We start from the raw sequence: 20,988 nt of genomic DNA on the forward strand, positions 1-20,988 counted from the left end.
ATGGAGAGGGGTTTATTACACTATGCGCTACGTTATCATAACAGGAACTTCACAAGGCTTAGGTGAGGCAATCGCTACGCAATTGTTAGAAGAAAATACAACTGTCATCTCTATTTCTAGAAGAGAAAATAAAGAGCTTACTAAACTTGCAGAACAATATAATAGCAATTGCATTTTTCATTCCCTAGATCTTCAAGATGTACATAACTTAGAAACTAACTTTAAAGAGATCATTTCATCTATTAAAAAAGACAATGTATCCTCTATTCATTTAATTAATAATGCGGGTACAGTTGCACCTATGAAGCCAATTGAAAAAGCTGAAAGCGAACAATTCATTACGAACGTTCACATTAATTTACTTGCACCTATGATTCTTACATCTACATTTATGAAACATACGAAAGACTGGAAAGTAGATAAACGCGTTATTAACATTTCATCTGGTGCAGGAAAAAATCCTTACTTTGGCTGGGGCGCTTATTGTACAACAAAAGCTGGTGTAAATATGTTTACACAGTGCGTAGCAACTGAAGAAGTAGAAAAAGAATATCCAGTAAAAATCGTCGCTTTTGCACCTGGTGTTGTTGATACTAATATGCAATCACAAATTCGTGAAACAAATAAAGAAGATTTCATAAATTTGGACCGCTTCATTGCATTAAAAGAAGAAGGAAAACTATTATCACCTGAATATGTTGCGAAAGCTATTCGTAACTTACTAGAAACTGATGACTTCCCTCAAGGCGAGATTATTAGAATTGATGAATAACAAAAAGGTGTGCTAAAATTGCACACCTTTTTGTTTTACTTCTCTAAAAATATAAGCACAGACTCCGCAATTTGCTCATAACCAATTTCTTGATAAATTTTATTCGATATCGGATTCGCTAAATCAGTATATAACGTAGTCGTCTTGTACCCTTCATCTAACATACGTTGACTAAGTGCCGCTACACAATTAGATGCGTATCCCTTTTTCCTTGCTTCTTTCGGCGTGTATACGAAATTAACTGTTATATTATTTTTCGTTGGTCTCGTTTTTGCAGCTACAGAAACAAGTTTCCTATCTACTTCCAAACCAAACAGTCGATTTGTAGTTATTAATGTATGCGCAGTTTGTTTTGCTTCTTCTTTCGTAGTAGGAAGCTTTACGTCTTCACAAAATTGATATATCCACTGTTCTATTAATGGTAATTCATCATTATTTACCGCCCGGAAAAGTCCGTTCGCATTACACTTCTTCTTTACTCTGTTCAGCTCATACACACCTTGCTCCATTGCAACATTCATTTTCTTATTTTCTAATACCGCAATCTCTTCCGCTAATTTCTGTACAATTTTCTTATTACCGATCAATCCAGGAATATCCGGATATACTTTCGTTAACTCTTTTGCAAGTTCCTCAATAGCTACTCCCGAAATTTCAGAAGTTGCAACAATGATTTGTTTCTTCTCTTCTGTTTGCAGAAATACAACCGCAATGTCTTCTCCTTGTTTCGCTATCCCCATAAATATCGGTTCTTGAACCATTTGTAATACACCTAATATGAGATTGTTTTCCTGCTCATTCTTTTCTAGAAATGGTGTAACATCTTCTTTAAAATGAAAAATCTCTTCATATACATGTAATTGAATCATCGACAATCTCTTCTCTCTATTTATATTTTAATTAAGTATTGGCGATTAATTCATTAAATCCCTCTTTTACGATTCAATAATATTCAAAGCTAATGTATTCAAGGCATTTTCAGCTTGTAAAATTCTCTGTTTTTCCTTATCAAATACATCTTCTTCTTTTCGAAAGGACTCTTTTCGATTTTTAATCATACGCTTCATTTCTTTTTTACTCGGTCCACCGTATACATTTCTTTTTTGAATAAAAGCTTCTGGCGATATAATTTCTTTCCACTCTTTTTCTAATAAATTTATTTTAAAATGTTCTTGCAAATACATATTTACATCTTTGAAGTGTAATTCATGTAGTTCTTTTTTCTGCTTCAATGACATATTTGCAATAGCACTTGCTGCATGATGAGCATGCCGAAATGGAATTTCATAATTTTTCGTTAAAACATCAGCGAAATCCGTTATCGTTATTGCATGTTTATAGGAACGACTTTTTAACGTTTCTTCTTCTACTTTCATCGTTAGGATCACTGCATTCATCATACAAAAAACACGAATCGCCTTTTCAATCCCTTTATATAAATATGGCTGCAAGTCATCTTCCGTATCGACAATATCACCAAATGGTGTATTATGAATCATTTGAAATACTGTAAATGCTTCTCCTAAAGCACTACTCGTAATTGCACGAGCGTGTTCAATTGAAACCGGATTTCGTTTTTGCGGCATAATACTACTAATTTGTACATATGGCTTTGCAACAGTAATACCGTCATATTCTTTCGTTGCTAACAACAAAAAGTCATGAATCCATCTACTCGTATTCGTCATCATTACCATAAGTAGCGAGCTAACTTCTAATAAATAATCCGCTCCGGCAACAGCATCATATGAGTTCTCAATTACAGTTGTAAATCCAAGTAGATGAGCAACTCGTTCTCGTTTAATCGGGAAACTTGTTGTAGAGAGTGCAGCCGCCCCCATTGGAGACTGATTTAAAAGCTGGTACGTTTTTTTCATTCGTTCTAAATCTCTTTGCATCATATCATAAATTGCTAAAGTATAATGACCAAATGTTGTTGGCTGTGCCGGTTGTGTATGTGTATAAGCTGGCATGATCGTTTCCTTATGATCATCAGCAAGTTGCAGTACACTTTCTTGCAATAGCAAATAATGTTCCATTAATCGTAATATATACCGCCTTAAACTCATGCGATACATCGTTACACCCATATCATTTCTACTTCTACCAATATGCATATTACTTACAAAATCGCATTTCGCTTCTTGAGAAATTAAATGTTCGACTAAAAAAAAGAGATCTTCATGCTGCTCTGTATAGAGCAATTGCTCTTCTGGAATTCCCTCTACCTTTTTTAATGCGTGCAATATAACTTTAGCTTCTTCCTTTTTCATTAAATTTTCTTCCGTCAGCATCGTAATATGTGCTTTATGCACTTGAAACATATCTTTCAATAAGTAATTTCGTTGAAAATGAAATACATGTTGTAATACACAATCCACATATGTTTTCCCAGGGAAATCAGCGCCTTCACTCTTTATAAACTCTTCTTTACTTTGTTTCATCACCTTTTCCCCTCTCACCTAAGTATTACTACCCATCATACCCAGAGATAGAAAAAAAGTGCTTGTACATAAAAATAAACTCGGTGCTCTCTGCACCGAGTTTATTTAATAAAAGTCGCATCATACTTATCACTTTGCAACACTTGGAAATGTAAGTTTGCTAAATGTTTCCGTATTTCTGCACTATCGTCTTCATTTAAATTATTCGCCAAAAACACAATCTCCGTACAGTTTCCACGTTTATCCATAGCGTAAACTGCTTTTGTAACCGTCCATGGTGTATAACCATTCTTTTGCCCAGCATGTCTAAATGTTTTACGGTATTTCTTGGCACTCATGTCTGTTTCAACGATATTTGCCCACACTTTTTCTTCAGCTTCTGTCAAGCCACCTTTATGGTTTGCCTTTTGAAGTAATACCATATAATCATTTGCAGAAGCTGCTGGTAATCTATCTGACCAAATTTTGTCGTAACGTTCCTCTAAATAAAGCGGAATTTCTTTCTGTAATAATGGTCCCTTCTTCTTTAAGCGTTCATGAATAATCATCGCATATTCACGATATTGCTCTTGAGACATTTCTTTTAACTTTTTCTCTATTTTATATTTTGGAACATGTAATTCTTTATGCAAATATCCCGGGATATACAAAGATGAAACGATTGGAAATAGTGGTTGATGTGCAGGAAGTGATAAACTTTGTAAATTTCGATTGATGTTATCTAATCCTAACAATTCCATTAAGTATTCAGCATTTGCATTCGAACTAAACTTAACCATTCCTTTTGCCACTTCTTCTAAAGAAACCGCTCCTTCAGTTATCTTGCCCGTCTTCTCCAAATACTTTTGCCATCTATCTTGTGCACCACCATCTGTATTCGGCACATAATAGCGATTCACATCATTAATCGACACGAAACTAGAAGAATCAATTTTCCCTTCAGTAACTTGTTTCGTATATTCAAGCGCCACAATTAATTTCATCGTACTAGCAACTGGCAATACAACATTTGGGTTTACAGAATAAACAACTTTATCATTTCTCTTTACTAGAAGCGCACTATTTTTTTCATCTTTATGTTCTTCAATAAAAGATGCAATATACTGTGCATCATCATTATTTGAACTCCACACTTTTTTCACTAAAAAGTTACCCGATATTAGCAAAACAAAAATACCCACAATTACTGCGCATACTATAGTTTTTTTCAAGTAAAATTCCTCTCCTATTGTGTAACTCTTCTCTATTTATCATTTAAAAACAAAATAATGGAGATGGTCATTTACATAACCATCTCCATTATTTTAACTTGTATGCTCCTATTATGTCTACGTCATAAATTTCACAAAATCCTCAAGAAACTTTTTATAATGTAACGACCAACCAATTCGCACCCAATTTTTTAATGCTTTTGCATCAGGTTGAGGCCGAAAATCAGCAATACTCTCTCCTTTTGCAATTCCAGCTGTATCTACATCGACACGACGATATACATAATCTAAAAGGGATGGATTTGCCGCAACCATCATTGTAACGACGTCATGTACTGGACTTCCTTTTATTTTCGGATTTAACTTTCTATAAGCTTTATAATAGTACGTAAATATCGGCTCGATTAACTTATTAAAACTCGTTTTAGAGTGTTTCGTAATATATTTTACCATTTCCGGTGTAATAATTGCTTCAGATGTAACGTTAAGTGGCACTAATGTCACATTTTTGGCATTTTGCATAACTAATTGTGACGCAATGGGATCACCATGAAAATTCGCCTCTGCGACTGGTGTTACATTGCCAGGCATTAAGAAAGCACCGCCCATTATATAATATTCTTTCACATACTTCATCATCGGCTTTTCTAAAATAAATGCTGTCGCTAATGTTGTTGATCTACCAGCATCGACTATTATTAATTCTCCTTTATATTTTTCAAGAAGATCAAAAAATGTACAAAAAGGCTTTATATTTGGTGAAAAAGTTTTTGGAGGTTTAATTGGCCCTAAACCGTCTGTCCCATGAATTTCTGGATAATACGTCGTAATATCTCCGGATAAAGGAATTTTCGCACCATTAATAACAGGTATATCTTCCCGTCCTGCCATTTGCAATAAATATGCGGCATTACTTGTCGCCTTTTCTTGTGTTACATTTCCATATCCCGTTACTACACCAACAATATCAATATCAGGATGCAACAATCCATACATAATTGCTAAAGAGTCATCAATTCCTGGGTCTCCTAAAAATAACACTTTTTTCATCGACCTCAACTCCATCCCCTCAGTTGTTATTAATTTATGAATAACCGTGGATATACAGAATAAAAAAAGAACAAATTCATACGAAAAAACGCAGTCTTATAAGGACTACGTTCTTCAGCTAACCTATACTGTTTTTTTTACAGCACTCATACTTCCAATAACATAAGCGATAAACGCAAAACAAATCGGGAAGACAACTGTATGTATACCGAACGGATTTGGATAGAAAAGATGAATACACATATATGAGCCTACCCCAACTAAAATAGACGCAAGCGCTCCTGTAGCATTTCCTTTCCTCCAATATAACCCTAATACGATTGGCCAAATGAATGCTGCTTCTAATCCACCGAAAGAAAATAAATTTAGCCATATTAAAAAATCTGGTGGTTTAATCGCCGCTGCATAAACGAGTAGTCCTACAATACCAGTAATCCACAAACTTCCTTTTTTTATCGTACTGTCTGCTGCATCTTTATTTATGTAATTTACATATATATCTTTAATAATTGACGAGCTTACAAGTAATAATAAAGAGTTTACTGTAGACATAATCGCTGCCATCGGTGCAGCTAAGAAAACTCCAGCTAACCAAGGAGGTAACACTTCCATCGCAAGTAGCGGCATTACTTTATCTGGTACCGTTATACCTGGAAGTACTACTCTTGCAAATACACCAGTTAAATGCATACCGATCATAATTGTGCCAACGACAACGGTTCCAATTATTAAAGCTTGATGCATCGCTTTTGAATTTTTATAAGACATGGCACGCACGCTAATTTGCGGTAAGCCGACAACGCCAATTCCAATTAAAATCCAAAATGATGTAACATATGATTTCGTTAAACTGCCATCTGCTCCGAATGGTGTAATTAACTTTGGATTAATTTGAACAAGTTCCTGCATAATCTTTTCAATTCCACCACCAGCAATGACAGTAGCAATTAAAATGATTGTCGTTCCAACTAACATAATGATTCCTAATAATGTATCTGATAGAGCAACTGCACGAAATCCACCAATTAATACGTACACAAGTACAGAAAAAGTAAATAAAAATAGTGCTGTTGTATACGATAGACCCGTTAGTGACTCGATTAATCGTCCACCACCGACCCACTGGGCTACTGTCGCTGAAAATAAAAAGATAATAATACATAACGCAGAAAGTATAACAACTGCTTTATTATTGTATCTCCCTTTTAAATAATCGATAAGAGTAATTGCTTCCATCTTCCTAGCGATAATTGCAAACTTTTTACCGATAACCGTTAAAACGATATAGCCTGTTACAACCTGAATCGCAGATAACAGTACCCATCCAAGACCCATATTGTAAGCAATACCAGGGCCACCAATAAAGCTACTTGCACTACCGTACGTAGCAATCATTGTCATCGCTAATAATAAACCGCCTAGCTCACGCCCACCAAGAAAATATTCTTGTAAAAATTTATTATGAGCAGTTGCTTGCACACGTCTTGAAGCATATACACCAATTAAAAATACAACGATAAACGAAATTATCATTGGAATGATTACATACCAATTCATCTATTATTCCTCACTTTTTTCTTCCTCATCGAGTGAAATATCTTGAAATACAAAACGAACAACTAAACTAAGTAAAATAACCATAACGATAAATCCAACGATACAGCTATAAAAAAACCATGCGGGAAAACCTAATACATATGTATATTCATTCGGATTTTTACTACCAAGCCCATAAGCAAATCCGTACCATATTATAAAATTAATAATAGCAAGTCCAAGACCAATTAACGCTTCTCTATGGGCTATTCGAAAGCGTGGATCATCATGATAATCTTTCATTTTTACCCCTCCTCTCACGATGTATTATTGTACCATTGTTCTTCTAGTTTTTCCTACTAGAAAGCAAAAACAAGCAGGATTTTTTATAATCATATAGAAGATTCTCTTACATTACATATTTTTTACAATTGTAACACAAATGAAATTTGAATTTTCAGTATTTCTTAATTATGATTTTAATTAGAGGCTTTCCATCTAGTTTCCACATCCTTGATTTCGGAATAAGCGCCGTCTCGTACTGCGTTTACATTATATTTTCAAGGGGGTTATACAATGAGTCAACTAGCTGTAAATCTTCATGAAAAGGTAGAGAAATTTCTTCAAGGTACAAAAAAGTTATATGTGAATGGATCTTTCATTGAAAGCGCTTCCGGTAAAACATTTAAAACACCTAACCCAGCAACTGGCGAAACACTTGCCGTCGTTTCTGAAGCTGGTCGCGAAGATATTCATAAAGCTGTAGTCGCAGCTCGTATGGCTTTTGACGAAGGTCCTTGGTCTCGTATGAGCACCGCTGGGCGAAGCCGTCTCATGTACAAGTTAGCTGATTTAATGGAAGAACATAAAGAAGAGCTTGCACAGCTCGAAACATTAGATAACGGAAAGCCAATCCGTGAAACAATGGCAGCAGACATACCACTTGCAATTGAGCATATGCGCTATTACGCTGGATGGGCTACGAAAATCGTTGGTCAAACAATTCCTGTTTCCGGTGATTACTTTAACTATACACGCCATGAAGCTGTTGGTGTCGTTGGTCAAATTATCCCTTGGAACTTCCCGCTTCTTATGGCAATGTGGAAAATGGGAGCAGCGCTTGCTACAGGATGTACAATCGTTTTAAAACCTGCAGAACAAACTCCACTATCTGCTCTATACTTAGCTGAATTAATTGAAGAAGCTGGATTCCCGAAAGGTGTTATTAATATCGTACCTGGATTCGGTGAATCAGCTGGACAAGCTCTCGTTAATCATCCACTCGTTGATAAAATTGCATTTACCGGTTCTACTCCTGTCGGTAAACAAATTATGCGACAAGCATCCGAAACATTAAAACGCGTTACACTTGAATTAGGCGGTAAATCACCAAATATCATATTGCCAGATGCTGATTTATCTCGCGCGATTCCTGGTGCACTTTCTGGTGTTATGTTTAACCAAGGACAAGTATGCTCTGCTGGATCACGCTTATTTGTTCCGAAGAAAATGTATGATAATGTCATGGCTGATCTCGTCCTCTATTCTAAAAAACTAAATCAAGGTGTCGGTCTTAACCCTGAAATAACAATTGGCCCTCTCGTTTCCGAAGAACAACAAAAACGTGTAATGGGCTACATTGAAAAAGGGATTGAAGAAGGCGCTGAAGTACTTTGCGGAGGAAGTAATCCATTCGATCAAGGCTACTTCGTTTCTCCTACAGTATTCGCTGACGTAAATGATGAAATGACGATCGCAAAAGAAGAAATTTTCGGTCCAGTTATTTCTGCAATACCGTTTAACGATATTGACGAAGTAATTGAACGTGCAAATAAATCACAATTCGGCTTAGCGGCTGGTGTGTGGACAGAAAATGTTAAAACAGCACACTATGTTGCAAGTAAAGTACGTGCAGGTACAGTATGGGTAAACTGCTATAACGTCTTTGATGCAGCATCTCCATTTGGAGGGTTTAAACAATCTGGTCTTGGCCGTGAAATGGGATCTTACGCATTAAATAACTATACAGAAGTAAAGAGCGTTTGGCTTAACTTAAATTAATGAGAAAGAACCTGACCTACCTGGTCAGGTTCTTTTCATTATGTATTCCTTTAAACTTGCAGTCCTCCGCTCACATTTAATACTTCACCTGTAATATAAGATGCGTATTCTGATGCTAAAAAGGCTGCTGCGTTCGCAATATCTTCTGGCGTTCCAATTCTACCAACTGGAATAGCGCCAACCATCTTTTCTTTCACTTTATCTGGTATCGTTTTGGTCATATCTGTATCCATAAACCCCGGACAAATCGCATTACAAGTAATACCGAAACTTCCAACTTCTTTCGCTGCTGTTTTCGTTAATCCTACAACTCCTGCCTTTGTAGCCGCATAATTTGCTTGACCTATGTTTCCTTCTCTACTAATTGAAGATATATTAATAATGCGTCCATACCCTTGTTGTCTCATGTAAAGAAGCGCGGGTTGCATACAATAAAAAACTCCAGTTAAATTCACTTGTAATACTTGTTCCCAAGCAGATTTCTCCATTTTATGTAACATTGCGTCTCTTGTAATTCCAGCATTATTCACCAAAATATGTAATGTACCAAATTTTTGAACCGCATATTCAATTAACGACTTTGCTTCATTTTGATTACTCACATCACATCGATATGAGCACACTTCATATCCTTCATCTGATAACTCACGTGTCGTTTTTTGTAGATTCTCTTCATTTACATCGCTAATTAATACTTTCGCCCCTAGTTTTGCATAAACCCTTGCAATCTCTTTTCCAATTCCCTGTGCAGCTCCTGTTACAACAGCTGTTTTCCCATTTAAAAACTCCATTCCTATCCCCCATTTCTATTACTTATACTGTATATTTCGGCTCCTTGCTTTCCAATTCCTCTTTGTATAAAAAAGTCTATTTGTGTCAAACTAACTTTGCAACGTCGCATAAACGCAAGGAGATTGTGTCGAATGAACAAAAAGAATTTCAAACAAAGCAAAGCAACTGATGGCATTGATGTTGAGTTCTCTCGCGAACTCGCTGACCACAATGACTTAGAAGCAAACGCACGTGCAAATGCCGCTGATGCACGTCAAAAGCGCCAATCAACCGAAAAATAAGGTACATCACAACCTTATTCTTTTCAAAAGGGACCTACTACCCAACAAAATAAACCGAGAGACATCTCTCGGTTTATTTTCTATATTTTTTTGCATAATGAGCCAAAGTAAGCAATGGATATATATGAGCATAACTATGATAACGAATATAAAACCCACCTGGTAAACCTGTTCCAGTAGGATATTTTTCATTTATATAAGAGTTGGAGAGCAAATATGAAATACCTTTTCGAATGACTGGCGTTTCTTTATCATAGTAAGAAATGAGGGCATCTAACGCCCATGCTGTTTGGGATGGTGTACTAAATGGCAAAGTAACAAATCTTTTTTCCACACTACTTTGGCAAGATTCTCCCCAGCCACCATCTTCATGCTGTATATGTTCAAGCCATAAAGCTGCTCGTTTCACTGATGGATCGCTAGATGGTATTCCTAGTGACCGTAAACCAGTCAACACTGCCCACGTACCATATATATAACAAATTCCCCATTTCCCATACCACGATCCATTTTCCTCTTGTACATTCATTAACCAATTTATCGCACTTTGTTTTTGTTTCTCGGGCAATTCATTTTGCGTATACGTTCCGAAAAATTCTAATACTCTTCCTGTAATATCTGGTGTAGAAGGATCTGTAATCATATCACTTGCATTTTCGATTGGTAAATTTGCTAATATACGGCTCGTTACCCCTTTTTCAAAAGCCCCCCAACCACCATCATTATTTTGCAATCCTTTAACCCAATTAACCGCTCGCTTCCAAGCAGTGTCTACATTTTCGTTCCCTCTACTTCGCGCCAATGCTCTTAACGCAGCAGTTGTATCATCAATATCTGGAATCGTCGTATTCACATCCGAAAAGCCCCAACCACCCGGGAAGAGATCCGGTGCATGTACACTCCAATCTACTTTCTTCGTTTGCTGTTTTCTTAGTAAATATGCTGATGCATTGTGAATCACTTTACTTGCTTTCGGAACTTGAGCTTCTTGCAAAGCATAACTGAGTAAAGCTGTATCCCATACAGTTGATGGAGAGTTTTGCAAATGGCTCCCTCTCTCCATCTTCCATATATAAGATGTGATTCCCGTTATAGCTTTTTGAATAATTGGTGATTGAATAGAATGTCCTAATGCAAGTAAAGCATAAATCATATAAAACGAGGCAGTTGCGTAGCTATATAATGTTCCATTTTCATCAATACGCTCTTTCATAAAACGTTCTACTTCCTCATATCCTTTATGATGCAAAGAAAGTGGATACGTTATAATTTTCTTCACGTCACTTACTAACGTTTGAAAAACTGGAGACCGATCCTCCCGAAACCATTCTCCGCCCCCGCCTGCAATGTGATTTAAATTTGGCAATAACTTTTTCCCTACTCGAAATCTTTTATTTAAACACAACATCATCGGAATTAAATGAATACGTGCTGAGCTACTCAGTTCAAAAATACTGAGAGGGGAATCATTCTGCAGAAACATAATTGGTGTTGGCAAATGAAAGAGAGAAGGATATTCATATTCTCCATGAATCGCTAATAAAAACTTCGTCATAAAATGAGCACGCGCTACCCCACCGCGCTCATTTATAAACAATTCCGCTCGCTTCATATTCACATCTTCTTTTGTATATTTTTCCGATGCAAGTAAGGCAGCATAAGATTGAATTGTAGCAGATAAATTACCACCCACTTCATCTTCATACAATTTCCATGTTCCTTCATTTGTTTGGAGTGATGCTAATCTTTTTACAAACGGTTCTATCTCTTTATCTTTACCTAATAATTTTAATAAAAAAATCATATGACAATCTGTTAGTGGCGCTCCTTCAAAACAAAACCGCCACGTACCATCTTGCCGTTGCATTGTTTGAAGTGCAGTTGTTCTTCTCGCTATTTCTTCATGCACTTTTTCATATAATAACAAGTTGCTCACCCACCCTTTCGAAATCCGTATAACGATATTCAAAAAGGTAGCTGAATATGTATAAAAACAAAGAAAAGCAGAACATATAAAATGTTCTGCTCATAAACAATACCCTACTCCGACAATAATCCCTAATAAAGCACCGACTACTACTTCATACGGTGTATGCCCAACAAGTTCATTTAACTTCTTATATTCTGTTTCTCTACCGTGAAAAAAGTCATTCAATATTTTTGCTTGTTTACTTACTGCAAGCCTTACTCCTGAAGCATCATACATAACAATAATGGCAAAAATTGTAGCAACCGCAAACATCGAGCTTTCCACACCTTCCACTACTCCAACTCCTGTAGCAAGCGCTGTAACTGTTGAAGCATGAGAACTTGGCATCCCACCTGAAGCAAAAAACTTTGCAAAATCAAATTCACCTGTTTTAACTAATTTGAAGACTACTTTCGTTAATTGTGCTAAAAACCATGAAATTACAGCTGCCATAAGCGGATCATTATGTAAAATTGTTTCCATGTTCTCAGCTCCTTACTGACTATAATGGAAATTCTATATAATATAAGTATAAAGAAAAATGCGTAGAAAATACTACGCATTATGATACTTTTGCTGATTTATTTTTTATAAATTTCGGTTGTTTCTGCACTAAAAACTTAGTCTTCGCTACCGAGAATACAAATAATGCAACCCATATACAGAAAAATGCAATCATATGAGTAGATGTGAAATGTTCACCAAATACGAATACACCTAAAATTAAGCTAATTGTTGGTGCAATATATTGTAAAAAACCTACCATATAAAGCGGAATAAGTTGGGCTCCTTTTGCAAAATAAAAAAGTGGTAGAGCTGTAACAATACCTGCTCCTATTAATAGTAATGTCGATAACATTGAAATAGATCCAAATGAGCCGAAACCATGGGCGCCTGTCATAACAAGGTAAATGATTGCAAGCGGTGTCACTAACATCGTTTCCATCGTAAGTCCAATTGTAGCATCATAGTTTAACAGTTTTTTCGTTAATCCGTATAATCCAAATGAAAAGGCAAGTGAAAGAGAAACCCACGGAATAGATCCGAAACGCACTGTTAAAATGATAACCCCCACTCCAGCTAAACCAACTGCAACATATTGCCAGAAGTTTAACTTTTCCTTTAAAACGACTGTACCAAGTAAAATACTAATAAGCGGATTAATATAATAGCCAAGACTCGCTTCAATAACATGATTATGATTAACAGCCCATATGTAAACAAACCAGTTTCCGCTAATCAAGACTGAAGCTATTGTTAATGACATTAATAATTTAGGTCGTTTAAAAAGATTCACAAATTCCCCAATAAACTGACGAAACCTCTTCGTAACACCTAATACGAGTAACATAAAAACAAATGCCCAAACGATGCGGTGTGCTAATATTTCATCTGCTGGAACTTCCTCAACCCATTTCCAATAAATCGGTAGGATTCCCCACATCGTGTAAGCACCAGCCGCGTATAGTATCCCTTTTTTTTGCTCTGCTGATTGACTCCCCATCTTCCTTTTTCTCCTCTTCTCATTTTTTCTCCATTATACGGTCTCACATGCTCACTTTACCAATAATCAATCTGCATTTCTTTCGACATTTCTCATACAACGAATACTAAACATACCGTTATTACAACAAGTAACGGTATGCCGAAAACAAATTTCTTTTTATGAATTTTATGATGAAACATATACATGCCGATCCAAGCTCCAACTGCTCCTCCAGCTGCCGCCGATAAAAACAACGTACTTTCTGGCGTTCTCCACTGTTTCTTCTTTGCTTTTCGTTTATCAAGCCCCATAAGGCTAAAAGCTATAACGTTAATAATAAGAAAATAAATCCATTTCATCGCTTTCTCTCCTTATGAAAAATTCGATTAATAGTAACACGAAAAAACGACGGAAACAACTGAAGAACTCTTTTTATCCAACTAGTTTCATTCCTTTTTCTTAATTAGTTACCTTCATATTTACATAACCAACTAAAATCGCAGTTAAAGCATTTAATATTGAAAAATGTTATGAGTAGAATCTTATATTTCATTACATTCATCCACTACCATATCATCAAAAAAATTGCTCTCAATCACTTTCTCATCAAAACGAAGAACTACAATTAGCCCTACATATAAAGAAACAAAATTTAGAAACCATTCCCCATTCTCATCTTTCTTAGCTAAGCATTTAAATATCTCTTGAAATTGCACCCGCTCGTCTGCAGCAACAATGGGACGTACACCAAAATATTTCAATACAAGATTCAGCTTCAGCTGTACGGATAATGATAAAATATATTTTAATAGCTTCGTATACTCTGCACTATCTTTTTGACTATACAACTTCACAAGCTTTGGATGTAAATTCGAAAGCGATAATTCCTCGTCAGTCACTCTAGTTACTTCTATCGTTTCAATCATCTTTTTCATATCCATCACATTCACCCCTTCTGAAAAAATTCTAAAGCCAAAGAGTACTTAATTCAAAATGTACAACAATTGTGCGTTTCTCGTCTCTCGTTCTTCCTCACTGACTAAATCATACTTTTTTAGGAGGTGAAAAACATCATTTAATAATTTCTGTGAATGAATACCTTGCAAAAAACTCTTTAACTCTTTAAAGATCCCTTCAGGTAAAAAATTCTTTTGACTTTCAAGCTTATTCATCACATCTTCAATAGAATGATCAATGTTACATGCCATACTAAACTTCCCCCTCTATCCTCTATAAATAATATCCTCAGCTAACGATGTAAACACTTCTCCAACAAGAGAATCTTCATCATATACAGATGAACCATTATTTTCTTCACGTTTCGCAAAAGGTATTTTGGCAATTACTTCTGTTTGCAATTGTCCTGCAAGCATTTCGCCGCCGCCTTTTCCGAAGAGATAATTTTTCGATCCATCTTGTTCTTCATAATAAGCCATATTTTCCACAATACCTAAAATCTCATGCTTCGTATGTTTTGCCATTACACCAACTCTTGAAGCAACGAATGAAGCTATATTGTGCGGAGTTGTAACAATTATTTCTTTCGCTTGCGGAATCATCGCTGCAACATCAATCGCAACATCTCCTGTACCTGGTGGTAAATCAAGTAATAAATAATCTAATTCTCCCCAGTGCGTATTCGCAAGGAAATTTTGAATCCATTTATTTAGCATCGGTCCGCGCCACATCACTGGGTTATTTCCTTCTGTAAAGAATCCCATCGACATGATTTTAACACCGTGACTAATGACTGGAATTGCCGTTTGATCAATCATCGTTGGTTTCTTATTCGTTTCCATCATAGCTGGAATACTAAAACCATATATATCTGCATCTAATATCCCCACTTTTTTGCCCATACGAGCTAGTGCAGTTGCAAGATTAATTGTCACCGTTGATTTTCCAACTCCGCCTTTTCCGCTCGTTACAGTAATAAAACGTACTCCTGAATCGGGGTGAAGCATGCTCGGCATACCAGTTTCTGTTCTAGTATTTCGCTTTAACTTCTCTGTTAAAGCTGCACGTTCTTCTTGTGTCATAGAACCAAATGTTACCTCCACTTTAGAGGCACCAATTGCGTGAAGCGATTCTTCAATATCTTGTTGAATTTTTGCTTTTAACGGACAACCTTGGATTGTTAGTACTACTTCAAGTTTAACCTCTGTTCCGTTCATTTGTATATTTCTAACCATATTTAATTCTACAACACTTTTGTGTAACTCTGGATCCTCTACATGTTTTAATGCATTCATTATTTGTTCTTGAGTAAGCATAGAACTCATCCCTTCTCTTATTCTAATTTATATACAACATTTTCTTGGCACTTCATCTGGTGAAAAAGCTTATTATCCACCGCTAACGGGTGGGATTAATGCGACTATATCTCCGGCTTTTATCATCTCTTCATTCATTACAAACTCTTCATTAACAGCCACCATCACTTTATCCAGCGATTGTAAACAATAGCTGGCTTTGAGCCATTCTTTTAATTGCTGCACTGTCATTTCTTGCTTTTCTGAAATTACTAATCGATCCGATCCAACTTCCTCACGCAAATTTGCAAACAGTAAAATTGTAATCATTTTCTCATTCTTCCTTCTTTGGTTTTCCTTCTGGATAAGGTGTGTTTTCAAGTTGATCTCCAACCCACATCGTTCCATCTTCCCAAAATTCTTTTTTCCAAATTGGAACGATTCGTTTTATACGTTCAATCGCGTACTCATTCGCTTCATAAGCTACTTTACGATGCGGTGATGAAACTGCAATGACTACCGCAATATCCATTATTTCTAGCCGCCCTACACGGTGCGTAATTGCTACTTTTGCATCCAGCCATCTTTCACTAATTTCTTCACCAATTCTCATAAGTTGTTTTACTGCCATCGGTTTATATGCTTCATACTCTAAATGTAGCGTTCGTTTTCCTTTTGTTAATTCTCTCACCGTACCAATAAATGTTGTAATCGCACCTGCTTCCCTTCTTGCGACTTTATTCGTTACTTCTTCAACTAAAATCGGTTTATCTACAATCTCAAATAGCACTTGTCCCATTAAAACCACCTCTCACTTTATAAAATGTCCAAGGCCATTCACTACCTTCGTTATCTTCTAATAAAAGAACATCGACAAACATATCTTTTTTATATCCTCTTGTCCCGCCCGGCAATACGATAAACGCGTTGGATTCTGCCAATGAAGAAACTGAGCTAGATTTATCAAACCCTGATGGATAAGCGATTAATTTCCCCTCATCATATTGCAATTTTGCTCGTACAAATCTTGTAAATGGATTCGGTTTTAGAAAATCTTCTCCTAATAACGCTTTTTCTCTTTTTAAATGTACTTTTTCACTAAACATATACGTCCGAATACACGGTCTTACGAATAATTCAAACCCTACGTAACAAGCTGATGGATTCCCTGATAAACCAAATAATAACTTGCCATTTAATTGTGCTACAGTCGTAACACTTCCTGGTCGCATTGCAACTTTATTAAAAAGAACAGATGCACCTAACTTTTCGTAAATAGCTGGTAAATAATCATAATCTCCTACTGATACACCGCCCGTTGTAATTAACATATCTACTTGGCCAAGCGCTTCTTTCACAGCTGTAAAACACGTATTAAAATCATCACTAAACTTCCCAAAATATTTTACTCTTCCGCCCGCTCTTCGAATTTGAGACAATATCATGTACGTATTACTGTTTCGGATTTTCCCTGGCTGTAATGAATCATTGACATCCAGTAATTCACTCCCAGTCGCTAACAGTCCAATTACAGGCTTTCTCGCAACTGGTACTTCACTATAACCGAATGTAGCAAGAAGAGCTGAAATACCTGGATTAATGTACGATCCCTTCTTTGCAAGAACTGTTCCTTTACGAGCATCTTCACCTTGAAAAGAAATATTGTCGCCCGTTTTGAATGATCGCTTCACTTCCATATAATTGTTGCCATTCTTCTCATATTGACGAGTCAGCTCTAACATAACAACCGCATCACACCCATTCGGAATTTGTGCTCCTGTCATAATTCGAACTGCTTGAAATGGACCTACTTTCTCATGGAATAGCGATCCTGCACCAATTTCACCCACTACTTCAAATACAATTGGCGTTTCATAACTTGCTAAATTAGTATCTTCTGCTCGAATAGCAAATCCGTCATACGGCGAACGATTAAATGACGGTACATCATGGTCAGCTACTAAATCCTCTGCTAATATACGTCCATAAGCTAATTCAATTGGTAATAGCTCCTTTAAGCCCTTATCAGCAAATCCCATCACTTTACGAACAGCTTCTTCAACCGTAATTGGCACTCTTCTTTCCATTGTTGACACCCTCTCTATTAACCGAATACGCGATAATATAGTTGTTTCGCTTTCGAAATATCATTTGTACCATGAATAAAAACACGACCATCCCGAAAAAAAACGATGCGGTAATCATCGAATTGGCAAGATAGTAAATACGGATTCCGATCTACTTTTCCCAGTTTTTTTAATACTTTTTCTATATCATCAAAATTGTATTTCCTATTGTCTACTGTTCTAATTTGAACTGTATTTCTTCCGCATAAAACAGCTGCTTTCGTTTGATTTTCGTATGATAAATAAGGATAAGTTCGATTCAAACCGCATGAGAGACAAGCGTCTGTTTTTATTTTCCCTAATTTTATAAAATGATTTTGATTACTCCATATATCAAACATGAAAAATGTTTTTCTAATTGCTGAGAAATCTTCCACTAAAATTTTGAGCGCTTCTGCCACTTGATATGCTGCGACGATTTGAACAGTCGGGCTAATAATCCCAGCAGTATCACACGTCACACCTGTAACAGGGATATTTTTCAACATACAATGTAAACACGGTGTCTCTTGCGGAATAATTATATAACTCATACCATATGATCCAACGCAAGAACCATATACCCACGGAATATTATGTTTTTGTGATAAATCATTTATTACAAATCGAATATCAAAATTATCTGTTGCATCAATGATTACATCTACATTTTTTAATAGACCTTCCATATTTTCTGAAGTTGCATCCATTACGAAAGCATGTATTTGTACTTCCGAATTAATTTGTTCTAGCCGATTTTTTGCAGCAATTGCTTTCGGCATTTTCTCTCTCGCATCTTGTTCAGAGTACAATTGTTGCCTTTGTAAATTACTCCATTCAACGTAGTCACGATCGATAATCGTCAACTTACCAACACCTGCACGTACGAAACTTTCGGCACTTGCACTTCCTAATGCGCCTGCCCCTACAATTAACACATGTTTATTTCGAATTTTTTCTTGTCCTTTACTCCCAATTGGTTTGAACAACTGTTGTCGTGAATACCGATCAGCCATTACATACCCTTCCTCTCAAGAACTCTATTTCATATTAGAATGTTGTTTCTGATAACAAGCAAAGTAAGCAAAACCAACAAACCCAGCTCCTCCAATTACATTTCCGATAAAAACAGGAACAAAATTTTTAGCCAGATCCATCCACGTTAGATGACCAGCAAAAATAACAGCGGAAATGACAAACATATTTGCTACTACTTGCTGAAATCCAATCACTACAAATGCCATAATTGGAATCCAAATTCCGATGATTTTTCCGACAAAATCACTCGTCCCGTAAGCGAGCCAAAGAGCAAGACAAACGAGCCAATTACAACCAATTGCTAAAATTAAAGTTCTTCCAAATGATTCATGTAACTTCCCTTCTGCTATCGCTACTGTTTTATTTAAATACTCTCCCTCTGTTAATCCGCCAAGATGTCCAAAACAATACGCAACGAAAATTGCCCCAATAAAGTTCATGAGAGTAATCCAAACCCAGTTATTCAGTACACTTATCAATGTAATTTTCTTTGCATAAAGCGCCATAGACAGTGACATCATATTTCCCGTAATTAATTCTCCTCCTGCTAATACTACGAGCATGAGTCCAACAGGAAATACTGCTCCTCCTAAAACATTCACTAGACTTCCCCAGCGCTCAGGTAAATTCCCTAAAACTCGAATGTTAAGTAAAAAACCTATCGCAATAAACGATCCTCCTAAAAAACCGAGAATAAGCATCGCTGGCAATGTCTGTCTTACTTTTTGAACACCGGCCTCAATGACAAGCTCAGCAATTTGTTCCGGCTTATGAAATGCCATTACCCATTCCTCCATTTTCTCCAAATAAAAAAGCAGCTTCAAAAAACCTCCTCAAAATAAAGGTTTTTGAATGCTGCTTAATTTCTCTGCACATCTTTTACAGAGATATCAATCATCACTTTTACTATAAAATAGAAAATCCACAACTCTTGTAAATTTTCCATTTTTCACTATGACGCTAGCTATATATATTAACCACCGATATGTGACATTTCAATTTTAGGTATTGTTTTCTTATTTGTATGATTTAAGCGTTCATCTGAATAACGATCTTCCCTATTATTCCATATATCGCGTACTACATCTGTAATGTCCTCATCTGTATGTTCAGAACGAAGCAATTCTCTTAAATCATTTCCTTTAGAAGCAAATAAGCAAGTATATAATTTTCCTTCTGCAGAAATACGAGCTCTCGTACATGATGAGCAAAAAGAATCTGTTACTGATGAAATAATACCTATTTCCTCATCGCTTCCTATATAACGATACCTAGTAGCCACTTCACCAGAATAATTTGCTTCTATCCGTTCTAACGGCATAACTTGATGAATCGTATCTACTATTTCTTGTTTAGAGACGACCTCTTTTAAATCCCAACCATTATAATTTCCAACATCCATATACTCAATAAAACGAAGAATATGCTTATTTTCCTTAAAATATTGCGCCATCTGCAAAATGTCCTGTTCGTTTTTTCCCTTTTGAACGACCATGTTTATTTTAATTTTCATTCCAACTTCAGCTGCAGCCTGTATTCCTTCCAGAACCCTTTGCACTTTGCTCCTATTACCATTTAAATAGAAAAACCGCTCTTCTTCTAAGGAATCTAAGCTAACTGTTACACGTGATAGTCCCGCCTTATATAAATCAGGAGCAAACTTTTTAAGTAACGATCCATTGGTTGTTAAACCGATATCTTCTACACCATCAATTTTATTAAGGCGCTCAATAAGCTTTGGAAGCCCTCTTCGAAGTAACGGTTCTCCGCCTGTAATCCGTAATTTTCTCACACCTAAAGAAACGAAAATACGTGTTATCCTTTCAATTTCATCAAAAGATAAAATTTTATCATTAGACAAAAACGAGTAATCAGGACCAAATATTTCTTCTGGCATACAATATCGGCAGCGAAAATTACAGCGATCAGTAACTGAAATACGTAAATCCTTTAACGGACGTTGCAACTTGTCTAATGTAACTGATTTCATC

The 20,988-nt window shown here is 36.2% G+C and carries 23 protein-coding genes; 3 read left to right on the forward strand and 20 right to left on the reverse strand.

Going from position 1 to position 20,988, the window contains the following annotated elements; translation table 11 throughout:
- The first annotated feature begins 22 nt into the window (after positions 1 to 22).
- Positions 23 to 772, forward strand: a complete 750-nt coding sequence (locus tag MR112_RS23835) for a (S)-benzoin forming benzil reductase (RefSeq protein ID WP_211477754.1) — start codon at positions 23 to 25, stop codon at positions 770 to 772.
- Positions 773 to 807: 35 nt separating this feature from the next.
- Here the strand turns inward: MR112_RS23835 and MR112_RS23840 are convergent, their stop codons facing one another.
- From MR112_RS23840 to MR112_RS23865, 6 genes are all read right to left on the reverse strand, one after another.
- Complete coding sequence (locus tag MR112_RS23840) at positions 808 to 1,641, reverse strand: GNAT family N-acetyltransferase (RefSeq protein ID WP_000615371.1); 834 nt, start codon at positions 1,639 to 1,641, stop codon at positions 808 to 810.
- A gap of 66 nt (positions 1,642 to 1,707) precedes the next feature.
- A complete protein-coding gene (gene argH, locus MR112_RS23845; RefSeq protein WP_242245510.1) occupies positions 1,708 to 3,216 on the reverse strand; it encodes an argininosuccinate lyase in 1,509 nt (502 codons plus the stop codon).
- Positions 3,217 to 3,317: 101 nt separating this feature from the next.
- Positions 3,318 to 4,427, reverse strand: coding sequence for a serine hydrolase (locus MR112_RS23850; RefSeq protein WP_000751366.1), 1,110 nt, complete (start codon positions 4,425 to 4,427; stop codon positions 3,318 to 3,320).
- Positions 4,428 to 4,544: 117 nt separating this feature from the next.
- The gene (locus MR112_RS23855; RefSeq protein ID WP_000756458.1) at positions 4,545 to 5,477 is read right to left on the reverse strand and encodes a nucleoside hydrolase; all 933 of its coding nucleotides are present in this window, start codon (positions 5,475 to 5,477) and stop codon (positions 4,545 to 4,547) included.
- A gap of 123 nt (positions 5,478 to 5,600) precedes the next feature.
- Complete coding sequence (gene panF / locus MR112_RS23860; RefSeq protein ID WP_001104820.1) at positions 5,601 to 7,034, reverse strand: sodium/pantothenate symporter; 1,434 nt, start codon at positions 7,032 to 7,034, stop codon at positions 5,601 to 5,603.
- 3 nt (positions 7,035 to 7,037) lie between these two features.
- Positions 7,038 to 7,316, reverse strand: a complete 279-nt coding sequence (locus MR112_RS23865; protein WP_000656239.1) for a YhdT family protein — start codon at positions 7,314 to 7,316, stop codon at positions 7,038 to 7,040.
- Between the two features lie 273 nt (positions 7,317 to 7,589).
- On the opposite strand from MR112_RS23865, the gene dhaS reads away from it, so the two are divergent.
- The gene (gene dhaS / locus MR112_RS23870; RefSeq protein WP_242245511.1) at positions 7,590 to 9,074 is read left to right on the forward strand and encodes an aldehyde dehydrogenase DhaS; all 1,485 of its coding nucleotides are present in this window, start codon (positions 7,590 to 7,592) and stop codon (positions 9,072 to 9,074) included.
- Between the two features lie 50 nt (positions 9,075 to 9,124).
- Here the strand turns inward: dhaS and fabG are convergent, their stop codons facing one another.
- On the reverse strand, positions 9,125 to 9,865 hold the full coding sequence (fabG, locus tag MR112_RS23875) for a 3-oxoacyl-ACP reductase FabG (protein WP_000395038.1): 741 nt from the start codon (positions 9,863 to 9,865) through the stop codon (positions 9,125 to 9,127).
- A 132-nt stretch (positions 9,866 to 9,997) separates the two neighbouring features.
- Between fabG and MR112_RS23880 the strand changes: the two genes are divergently transcribed.
- Positions 9,998 to 10,147: a YfhD family protein gene (locus tag MR112_RS23880; protein ID WP_001035815.1), complete on the forward strand. Its 150-nt coding sequence runs from the start codon at positions 9,998 to 10,000 to the stop codon at positions 10,145 to 10,147.
- A gap of 73 nt (positions 10,148 to 10,220) precedes the next feature.
- On the opposite strand, the gene MR112_RS23885 is transcribed toward MR112_RS23880, so the two are convergent.
- From MR112_RS23885 to moaA, 13 genes are all read right to left on the reverse strand, one after another.
- Positions 10,221 to 12,074, reverse strand: a complete 1,854-nt coding sequence (locus MR112_RS23885; RefSeq protein ID WP_242245512.1) for a terpene cyclase/mutase family protein — start codon at positions 12,072 to 12,074, stop codon at positions 10,221 to 10,223.
- 99 nt (positions 12,075 to 12,173) lie between these two features.
- Positions 12,174 to 12,599 (reverse strand): divergent PAP2 family protein, encoded by a 426-nt coding sequence (locus tag MR112_RS23890; RefSeq protein ID WP_000447820.1) that lies wholly within the window; start codon positions 12,597 to 12,599, stop codon positions 12,174 to 12,176.
- A 79-nt stretch (positions 12,600 to 12,678) separates the two neighbouring features.
- The gene (rarD, locus tag MR112_RS23895; protein ID WP_000535539.1) at positions 12,679 to 13,620 is read right to left on the reverse strand and encodes an EamA family transporter RarD; all 942 of its coding nucleotides are present in this window, start codon (positions 13,618 to 13,620) and stop codon (positions 12,679 to 12,681) included.
- 92 nt (positions 13,621 to 13,712) lie between these two features.
- Entirely contained in the window at positions 13,713 to 13,961 is a 249-nt protein-coding gene (locus MR112_RS23900; RefSeq protein WP_242245513.1) for a DUF1294 domain-containing protein, read from the reverse strand.
- A 183-nt stretch (positions 13,962 to 14,144) separates the two neighbouring features.
- Positions 14,145 to 14,543, reverse strand: a complete 399-nt coding sequence (locus MR112_RS23905) for a hypothetical protein (RefSeq protein ID WP_078186408.1) — start codon at positions 14,541 to 14,543, stop codon at positions 14,145 to 14,147.
- A gap of 42 nt (positions 14,544 to 14,585) precedes the next feature.
- Complete coding sequence (locus tag MR112_RS23910) at positions 14,586 to 14,810, reverse strand: hypothetical protein (protein WP_000752375.1); 225 nt, start codon at positions 14,808 to 14,810, stop codon at positions 14,586 to 14,588.
- A gap of 15 nt (positions 14,811 to 14,825) precedes the next feature.
- A complete protein-coding gene (locus tag MR112_RS23915; protein ID WP_078186407.1) occupies positions 14,826 to 15,875 on the reverse strand; it encodes a P-loop NTPase in 1,050 nt (349 codons plus the stop codon).
- A 72-nt stretch (positions 15,876 to 15,947) separates the two neighbouring features.
- On the reverse strand, positions 15,948 to 16,184 hold the full coding sequence (gene moaD / locus MR112_RS23920) for a molybdopterin converting factor subunit 1 (protein WP_000628500.1): 237 nt from the start codon (positions 16,182 to 16,184) through the stop codon (positions 15,948 to 15,950).
- 4 nt (positions 16,185 to 16,188) lie between these two features.
- On the reverse strand, positions 16,189 to 16,653 hold the full coding sequence (moaE, locus tag MR112_RS23925; RefSeq protein ID WP_000531881.1) for a molybdopterin synthase catalytic subunit MoaE: 465 nt from the start codon (positions 16,651 to 16,653) through the stop codon (positions 16,189 to 16,191).
- Positions 16,634 to 17,941 carry a molybdopterin molybdotransferase MoeA gene (locus MR112_RS23930; protein ID WP_242245514.1) on the reverse strand — a complete coding sequence of 436 codons (1,308 nt, stop codon included), beginning with the start codon at positions 17,939 to 17,941 and terminating at the stop codon, positions 16,634 to 16,636. Before MR112_RS23930 ends, moaE begins: the two co-directional genes overlap by 20 nt.
- Before the next feature lie 17 nt (positions 17,942 to 17,958).
- Positions 17,959 to 18,975 carry a molybdopterin-synthase adenylyltransferase MoeB gene (locus tag MR112_RS23935; RefSeq protein WP_000785259.1) on the reverse strand — a complete coding sequence of 339 codons (1,017 nt, stop codon included), beginning with the start codon at positions 18,973 to 18,975 and terminating at the stop codon, positions 17,959 to 17,961.
- A gap of 24 nt (positions 18,976 to 18,999) precedes the next feature.
- On the reverse strand, positions 19,000 to 19,779 hold the full coding sequence (locus tag MR112_RS23940) for a formate channel (RefSeq protein WP_078186406.1): 780 nt from the start codon (positions 19,777 to 19,779) through the stop codon (positions 19,000 to 19,002).
- A 191-nt stretch (positions 19,780 to 19,970) separates the two neighbouring features.
- A complete protein-coding gene (gene moaA, locus MR112_RS23945) occupies positions 19,971 to 20,987 on the reverse strand; it encodes a GTP 3',8-cyclase MoaA (RefSeq protein ID WP_000844124.1) in 1,017 nt (338 codons plus the stop codon).
- Position 20,988: the final 1 nt, after the last annotated feature.

It is taken from the genome of Bacillus cereus group sp. BfR-BA-01330 (genome assembly GCF_022663885.1).
In the GTDB taxonomy this organism is placed as follows: domain Bacteria; phylum Bacillota; class Bacilli; order Bacillales; family Bacillaceae_G; genus Bacillus_A; species Bacillus_A cereus.